Origin of the sequence: Spirillospora sp. NPDC046719 (genome assembly GCF_040645715.1) — a bacterium.
Classification (GTDB): domain Bacteria; phylum Actinomycetota; class Actinomycetes; order Streptosporangiales; family Streptosporangiaceae; genus Spirillospora.
Map to the genome: position 1 here is coordinate 2,668 of NZ_JBEYYT010000351.1, position 7,668 is coordinate 10,335.

6 protein-coding genes are annotated in these 7,668 nt (G+C 75.6%); 2 read left to right on the forward strand and 4 right to left on the reverse strand.

The window, feature by feature from the left end; translation table 11 throughout:
* Nucleotides 1–201: 201 nt before the first annotated feature.
* The 4 genes from ABZ914_RS38475 to ligD all read right to left on the reverse strand — a co-directional run bounded on the left by ABZ914_RS38475 (nucleotide 202) and on the right by ligD (nucleotide 4,405).
* On the reverse strand, nucleotides 202–876 hold the full coding sequence (locus tag ABZ914_RS38475; RefSeq protein WP_500199385.1) for an esterase/lipase family protein: 675 nt from the start codon (nucleotides 874–876) through the stop codon (nucleotides 202–204).
* 74 nt (nucleotides 877–950) lie between these two features.
* Complete coding sequence (locus ABZ914_RS38480) at nucleotides 951–1,961, reverse strand: cytochrome d ubiquinol oxidase subunit II (protein WP_500199387.1); 1,011 nt, start codon at nucleotides 1,959–1,961, stop codon at nucleotides 951–953.
* Between the two features lie 3 nt (nucleotides 1,962–1,964).
* On the reverse strand, nucleotides 1,965–3,335 hold the full coding sequence (locus ABZ914_RS38485; protein ID WP_500199388.1) for a cytochrome ubiquinol oxidase subunit I: 1,371 nt from the start codon (nucleotides 3,333–3,335) through the stop codon (nucleotides 1,965–1,967).
* A gap of 113 nt (nucleotides 3,336–3,448) precedes the next feature.
* On the reverse strand, nucleotides 3,449–4,405 hold the full coding sequence (gene ligD, locus ABZ914_RS38490) for a non-homologous end-joining DNA ligase (protein WP_500199390.1): 957 nt from the start codon (nucleotides 4,403–4,405) through the stop codon (nucleotides 3,449–3,451).
* A gap of 51 nt (nucleotides 4,406–4,456) precedes the next feature.
* Between ligD and ABZ914_RS38495 the strand changes: the two genes are divergently transcribed.
* Entirely contained in the window at nucleotides 4,457–5,095 is a 639-nt protein-coding gene (locus tag ABZ914_RS38495; protein WP_500199391.1) for an FMN-binding negative transcriptional regulator, read from the forward strand.
* On the forward strand, nucleotides 5,092–7,668 hold a 2,577-nt coding region (locus ABZ914_RS38500; protein ID WP_500199393.1), incomplete at its 3' end, for an ATP-binding protein. The genes ABZ914_RS38495 and ABZ914_RS38500, both read left to right, overlap by 4 nt.

Consider the following 7,668-nt stretch of genomic DNA (forward strand, 5'->3'; position numbering starts at 1 on the left):
TGCGGCCGGCGGCGACGAGCCGCAGCACCTCCGTCTCGCGCGGGGTGAGGCCGAGCCCGGGGGACCGCCGGGGGGCGCCGGGCGGGGGCCCCGGGGCGGCCCCGGGGGCGGGGGGGGGGGGTCGGGGCCGGGCGGGGCGCGGCCGCCGGGGGGGGGGCCCGGGGGGGCCGCGGGGTCCTGTTCGGGACGGTCCGGCGGGCGTCAGCTCGCCAGGAAGGTGCGGACGGAGTTCAGCACCACCGTGTCGGTGAGGTAGGTGAGGTGGGTCTCGCACGCCACGTAGTTGTTGGTGGCGCCGCTGAGCATGGTGCTGGTGTAGGGGTTGATGACGCCGTCGCACGGCGAGTACCAGGTGGCGTACTTGGTGTCGCCGGGCGTCTCGTCACCGGAGGCCAGCGTCTGGATGAACGACGAGCCGGGCGACATCTGCTGGCAGGTCGTGTAGATCAGGCAGGCGTAGGCGGCCGTGGTGCCGTGGTTGGCGCCCGCGAGGGAGGCGAGGTGCCTGACGTACTGCTGCCCCCCGAGCTCCTTGATGTACCACCAGCTGACGAGCCCGCCCATCGAGTGGTTCACGATGTCGACCTGCGACGAGCCGGTCTGCGCCCGCACCTGGTTCACGTAGGAGGCCAGGCTCGCGGCGTTGGTCTTGTTGTCGCCGTAGGAGTTGTAGTTGAACGCGAACATCTCGTTGCTGCTGTAGCCGGCCGCGGCGAACACCGCCTCCGCGGTGACCCAGTTGGACGCGTTTCCGGTGTAGCCGTGGACGAACACCACGGGCGTGTGCCCGGCCGCGTGCGCGGGCGCGCTCACGCCGACGACGGCACCGAGCACGGTGACCGCCGCGGTCAGGAGAGTGCCGAGAATCCGGCGCATCTGCTCCTCCTCGGGGGGTGGGGGTGTTTCGTCACCGAGTGTCGGTGCCGTCGCCGGTCACCGCATCGGCGAAATCACCGGTCTCGCGCGTCCGGCGCCTGCTCGCGCTGGAACGTCGAGTAGAGCCACCAGAGCGACGGCAGGAGCAGCAGCGCGCCGACGCCGAGGGAGGCGAGGCTCGCGACGAGGACGGAACCGGTGGCCGCGGCCTCGTCCAGGTCGACGCCGGGCAGCAGGTGCGGGTACTGGCCGACGCCCCACCCCCACAGCAGGCCGACGACGGCGAGCGCGGCGGTGGCGCGGACGGCGACGTACGCGCGCCGCCACAGCAGGACCATCGACGCGAGCCCGGCCGCGATCGACACCACGAGCAGCGGCAGCCCCCGCCCGGAGGTCAGCTCGGTGAACAGCCGCGGCGCGTCGGCGTGCAGGACGGCGAGGCCGCCGCCCGACAGGACGCCGACCACCGCGCCGGCGGCCAGCGCCCGCCGCCGGAACCGCTCGGACAGCTCGGGGTGCCCGCCGCGCTCGGCGTCCCGGGTGAGGTAGACGGCGGCGAGGTAGGCGGCGACGCCGACCGCGAGGCCGCCGGTGATCAGCGAGGTCGGGTTGACCCAGCTGGTCACGAGGCCGCCCTTCGCCAGCCCCGGCGGGACGCGGAAGGAGGCGATCGCGCCGGCCACCGTGCCGAGGAAGAACGGGGTGACGAGCGAGGAGAACGCGAACGTGGCGCCGAAAAGCCGCTGCTGCCACAGCGCCGTGCTGGCCTTGCGGAACGCGAACGCGGCGCCGCGCGCGATGATGCCGAGCGCGGCGAGCGTCAGCGGGATGTAGAGGGTGGAGGCGAGCGCCGCGAACACCGGCGGCAGGCCCGTCCAGGTGACGACCAGGACGAAGATCAGCCACACGTGGTTGGTCTCCCACACCGGGCCGATGGAGTGCTCGATCAGGGACCGCTGCGGTCGGCCGCGCTCGCTGCCGCCGGCGATCAGGTCCCAGACGCCGCCGCCGAAGTCGGCGCCGGCGAACAGCACGTAGGCGCTGAGGCCGATCCACAGCACGGCGAGGAGGATCTCGGCCGCCACGGGTCAGACCACCGTGAACCCGGTGACGTCCTGCTCCTGCGGCGCGATCGGCACGGGCGCGTCGCGGGCCAGTCGCCGCAGCACGTACACCGACGCGACGGTGAGCACGGCGTAGACGGCGCCGACCAGGGCGGCGCCCCAGACCAGGCCGGGCGCCGGGTTGACGGCGTCGGCCGTGCGCAGGACCTCGTACACGATCCACGGCTGCCGGCCGACCTCCGTGACCGTCCATCCGGCTTCGAGGGCGCCGACGGCGGCGACGCCCGACACCGAGGTGGCGAGCAGGAACCAGCGGGTGCGGGGCATGTCGCGGCGGCGCCACCAGTACGCGCCGAGCCAGAGCGCCAGGAGCAGCATCGCGAAGCCGAGGCCGACCATCGCCTGGAAGCCCCAGTGCACCATGTTCACGGGCGGGCGCTCCGCGGGCGGCACCGTGTTCAGGCCGACGATCCGGGCGTCCGGGTCGGCGTGCGCCAGCAGCGACAGCCCGTGCGGGATCCCGATCGCGTAGCGCAGCTCGCCGTCGACCGCGACGCCGGCGATGTGCAGCGGGACGCCGCGCTCGGTCTCGAACACGCCCTCCATCGCGGCCAGCTTGATCGGCTGGTGGTCGGCGACGAACCGCGCCGCCCAGTCGCCCACGACGATCTGCGGCAGCGCGACGGCGGCGGCGACGGTGAAGGGCAGCAGCAGGCCGAGCCGGTGGTAGCGGTCGCGGCGCCCGCGCAGCATCGCCACCGCGTACACCGACGCCATGCCGAACCCGGCGACCATGAACGCGGCGAGGATCATGTGGACGGTCTGCGACGGGAACGACGGGTTGAACATCGCCCGCCAGGGACGGACCTCCACGACGCGGCCGTTCTCCGTGCGGAAGCCGACGGGCGCCTGCATCCACGCGTTCGCGGTCACCACGAAGAACGCGCTGAGCACGCCGGCGACGACGATCGGCACGCCGGACAGCATGTGCTTCACCGGGCTCAGCCGGTCCCACGCGTACAGGTACACGCCGAGGAAGATCGCCTCGATGAAGAACGCGATGCCCTCCAACGAGAACGGCAGCCCGATGACCTGCCCGTAGACGCCCATCATGCCGGGCCACAGCAGGCCCATCTCGAACGACAGGATCGTCCCGGACACGGCGCCGACGGCGAACAGCACGCCCATCGCGCGGCCCCACCGGCGCGCGAGCAGCCGGTAGTTCGCGTCGCCGGTGCGGTGGCCGCGCCATTCGGCGATCAGGGTGATGGCGGGCATGCCGACGCCGAGGCAGGCGAGCACGATGTGCCAGCCGAGCGAGACGGCCATCTGGGTCCGCGCGGCGACGAGGTCGCCCGGTGTCGCGGCGGCCGCCAGCTGCCCCGTCACGGTCACGTGCCGCTCCCCTCGGATCGCGTTCGCGCGGTGTCCGGCGGGGTCGTACCCGGGCGCCGCGGGGCGACGCGGCGGCCGGGACGATCATGGGCGGCCGTTGACCATTCCGGGTGTCAGCCCTGGTCGCGGCGGGCGCGGGCGCGGCGCTTGCCCTCGTGCATCGCCTGGACGCGGGCGATGGGGATGGTGTGACCCTCCTCGACGAGGTCGGCGGGCAGGGGGCGCGCGGCGGGCATCAGCTCCGCCCAGGGGTCGCGGTCGGCGAGCAGCTCCGCCGCCGTCCGGACGGTGAAGGCGCGCGGGTCGGCGGCGTCGAGCTCGTCCCACGGGACGGGGAAGGACACCGTCGTGCCGGGCCTGATCCGGGGGCTGTAGGCGGCGGCGACGGTCGCGCCGCCCGCTCTGGTCGAGTCGAGGAACACCTTGCCGGCGCGGTCCTCGCGGATGAACGCCGTGGTGGCGAGGGCGGGGTCGAGGCGTTCGGCGCGGGCGGCGAGCGCGCGGGTCGCCGCCGCGGCGTCGTCGGCGGCGGTGCGGCCGTCGAGCGGGACGAACACGTGCACGCCCTTGGACCCGCTGGTCTTCACGGCGCCGTCGAGCCCGCAGTCGGCGAGCGCGCGCCGCACCAGGTGCGCGGCGCCGACCGCGGCGGAGAACGGGCCGCCGTCCGGCGGGTCGATGTCCATCACCAGGTGGGTGGGGTGGCCGGGGTCGGCGGCGGTGGCGAGCGGCGGGTGGTACTCCACCGCGCGCTGGTTGGCGAACCACAGGAGGGTCCGGCGGTCGTCGCAGAGCGCGTAGGACACCTCCCGCCGCGACGTCTCGGCCCACACCGTGACCCGGCGCACCCAGGGCGGCGTGTACTTGGGGAGGTTCTTCTGCATGAACGGCTTCTGGCCGCGCAGCACGCGGATGACCGACAGCGGGCGGCCCTCCAGCCGCGGGACGAGCCGCCCGGCGACGGCGTCGAGGTAGTCGACCAGATCGCGCTTGGTCGCCCCGGCGCCGTCGAACAGCGGCTGGTCGAGGTTGGTCAGCCGGACACCGTCGCGCTCCTCTTCCGTGCTCACGCCACCACCTTCGCACGCGCCTCCGACAGGCCGTTCGGGTAGCGTCGGGGCGTGTACATACCCGCACATTTCTCGGCCGGTGACGCCGAGGTCCGGACGCTGCTCGACGGCTGCGGCGCGGCCGACCTCGTTACGAGCACGCCGCGCGGCCTCGTCGCCACGTTCCTTCCCGTCCTGTACGACCCGGACGCGGGCGAGCACGGCGCGCTGCTCGCGCACGTCGCCCGCAACAACGACCAGTGGAGCGCGCCCGCGCAGGGCGAGTCGCTGGTGATCGTGCACGGTCCCGACGCGTACGTGACGCCGTCGTGGTACGCGTCCAAGGCCGAGCACGGGCGGGTCGTGCCGACATGGAACTACCTCACCGCGCACGTCTACGGGCGGCTGGTCGTCCACGACGACCCGGCGTGGCTGGAGTCGCTGGTGCGGCGGCTCACCGACAGGCACGAGGCGGGCCGTCCCGACCCCTGGTCGGTGGACGACGCGCCGTCGGCGTACATCGCCGGGCAGCTGCGCGCGATCGTCGGGCTGGAGCTGGTCATCACCCGGATCGAGGCGAAGGCGAAGATGAGCCAGAACCGGCCGGCGGCGGACCGGGCCGGCGTCGCCGCCGGGTACCTCGCCGAGGGCGACCCGGCCATGGCCGAGGCAGTGCGCGCGGCCGCGAGGCCGGACGCGCCGGAGCGGTGAACGCCCGCACGGTCAGCCCGGTGCTCGTCGGCCGCGAGCGCGAGTCCGCCGCGCTCGACGCCGCCTTCCGCGACGCCCGCGCCGGGACGCCGTCGGCGGTGCTGCTCGGCGGGGAGGCCGGGGTCGGCAAGACCCGGCTGGTCGGCGACTTCGGCGCGCGCGCCCGCGCGGAAGGTGCGCGGGTCCTGGTCGGTGGCTGCCTGGAGCTCGGCACCGAAGGGCTGCCGTTCGCGCCGTTCACCGCGGCGCTGCGCGGGCTCGTCCGCGACGTCGGCGTGGACGGGGTGCGCGGCCTGCTGCCCGCGGGCGCGGGCGACGGGCTGGGCCGGCTGCTGCCCGACTTCGGCGACGCCGACGCGGGCGCGTTCACCGGCGAGTCGCGGGCCCGGCTGTTCGAGCTGGTGCTGACGCTGCTGGAGCGGCTCGCGGCGTCCGGTCCGGTGGTGCTGGTCGTCGAGGACGCGCACTGGGCGGACGCCTCGACCCGCGACCTGCTGACGTTCCTCGTCCGCAACCTGGGCGCCGGGGACGCGCTGCTGATCGTCGTCACGTACCGGACCGACGAGCTGCACCGCGCGCATCCGCTGCGCCCGGTCCTCATCGAGCTGGAGCGCGTCGAGCACGTCGCCCGCGTCGAGGTCGGGCGGCTCGGCCGGGACGAGGTCGGCGAGCTGGTGCGCGGCATCCTCGGCACGGACCCGCCGGCCGGCACGCTCGCGGAGGTGTTCGAGCGCAGCGAAGGCAACCCGCTGTTCGTCGAGGCGCTGGTCGGGTCGGGCGCCGGCCGGGACCTGCCCGAGTCGCTGCGCGACCTGCTGCTCGGCGCCGTCCAGCGGCTGCCGGAGGAGACCCAGGAGATCCTGCGGGTGGCGGCGGGCGGCGGCGCGCGGATCGAGCACGAGCTGCTCGCGGCGGTCGCCGGGCTGGACGAGCGGGAGCTGACCCGCGGGCTGCGGCCCGCCGTCGCGGCCAACACGCTGGTGGTGGACGGCGACGGCTACGCGTTCCGGCACGCGCTGATCCGCGAGGCGGTGCACGACGACCTGCTGCCCGGCGAGCGGACGCGGCTGCACGTCCGGTACGCGCGGGTGCTGGAGGAGCACCCGGAGCTGATGCCGGACCGGGCGCGGGCGGTGACGCTGGCCCACCACTGGCATGCGGCGCACGACGTCGTCCGGGCGCTGACCGCGGCGTGGCGGGCCGTCGGGGAGACCCGGCGGGCGCTCGCCTACGCGGAGGCGCTGCGGATGGCGTCGCGGGTGCTCGGGCTGTGGGACCGGGTGCCGGACGCGGCGGAGCGCGTCGGCGTCCCGCACGTCCAGGTGATGGAGGAGGCGGTCACGCTGGCCGACTTCGCCGGCGAGCCGGACGTCGGGATCCGGCTGGCGACCGAGGCGCTGCGCGCGGGCGAGGCGGCCGGCGACCCGATGCGGGAGGCGCGGCTGTACGAGCTGCGCGGCATGCTGCGGCTGCGGGCGGGCAGCGACAAGGCGCCCGCGGACCTGCGGGAGGCGGCCCGGCTGGTGCCGGCCGACCCGCCGTCGGCCGAGCGGGCGCGGGTGCTCGCGACGCTCGCCACGAAGATCATCGGCCTGCACGGCACCCGCGAGGAGGCCCTGGACGCGGCGCGCGAGGCGCTGGAGGTCGCGCGTGCCGTCGGGGACACCGAGTCCGAGCTGTCGGTCGAGCTGAACCTGGCCTGGCTCGACCTGTTCGACCAGGACGACCCCGAGGCGTTCTTCGCCCGGATCGGCCGGGTCGCGGCGCGGGCGTCGCAGGTCCGCGCGTTCGAGCCGCTGCTGCGCGCGTTCACCAACCACTCCGACGTGCTGGAGATGTACGGGCGGCACGCGGAGGCCGCCGAGGTGGCCGCCGCGGGCGTCGCCCGGGCGGAGGAGTACGGGCTGGCCCGGTCGGCCGGCGCGTTCCTGTCGATCAACGTGGCCGAGCCGCTGGTGTCGCTCGGCCGCTGGGACGAGGCGCTCGGCGTGATCGGGCGGACGCTGCCGCGGACGTCGGCGGGCGTCATCCGGGCGGGGCTGCACCATCTGGCGGGGGCGGTCGAGCTGGCCCGGGGCGACCTCGCCGCCGCCGAGCGGCACGCGGCGGAGACGCCCCGCCTGATCGCGCGGGGCGCCGCGCGCCGCGCGCAGAACCTGTTCCCGGTGGCCCGGCTGAGCGCGCTGATCGCGCTCGCGCGGGACCGCCCGGCCGAGGCCCTGGACGCGCTCGACCCGATCCTCACCGACGTCGGCCTGCCCGACGAGTCCCGGTACGCGCTGCCGGGGCTGGTGGTCGCGGCCGCCGCCTGCGCTGAGCTGGGCGACACGGGCGCGCTGGCGAAGGTGCGGGCCCGCGCGGAGGGGCTGCGCGTCCACGGGCCGGTGCAGGAGGCGCACCGGCTGACGTTCGAGGCGGAGGCCGCGCGCGCCGAGGGCGTCCTGGACCGGGCGGCGTGGGACGCGGCGGCCGCGGCGTGGGACGCGCTGCACCAGCCGTACGGGACGGCGTGCGCGCTGGTCAGGGCCGGGGAGGCCGCGCTCGCGGCCGGGGACCGGGACCGCGCGGGCTCG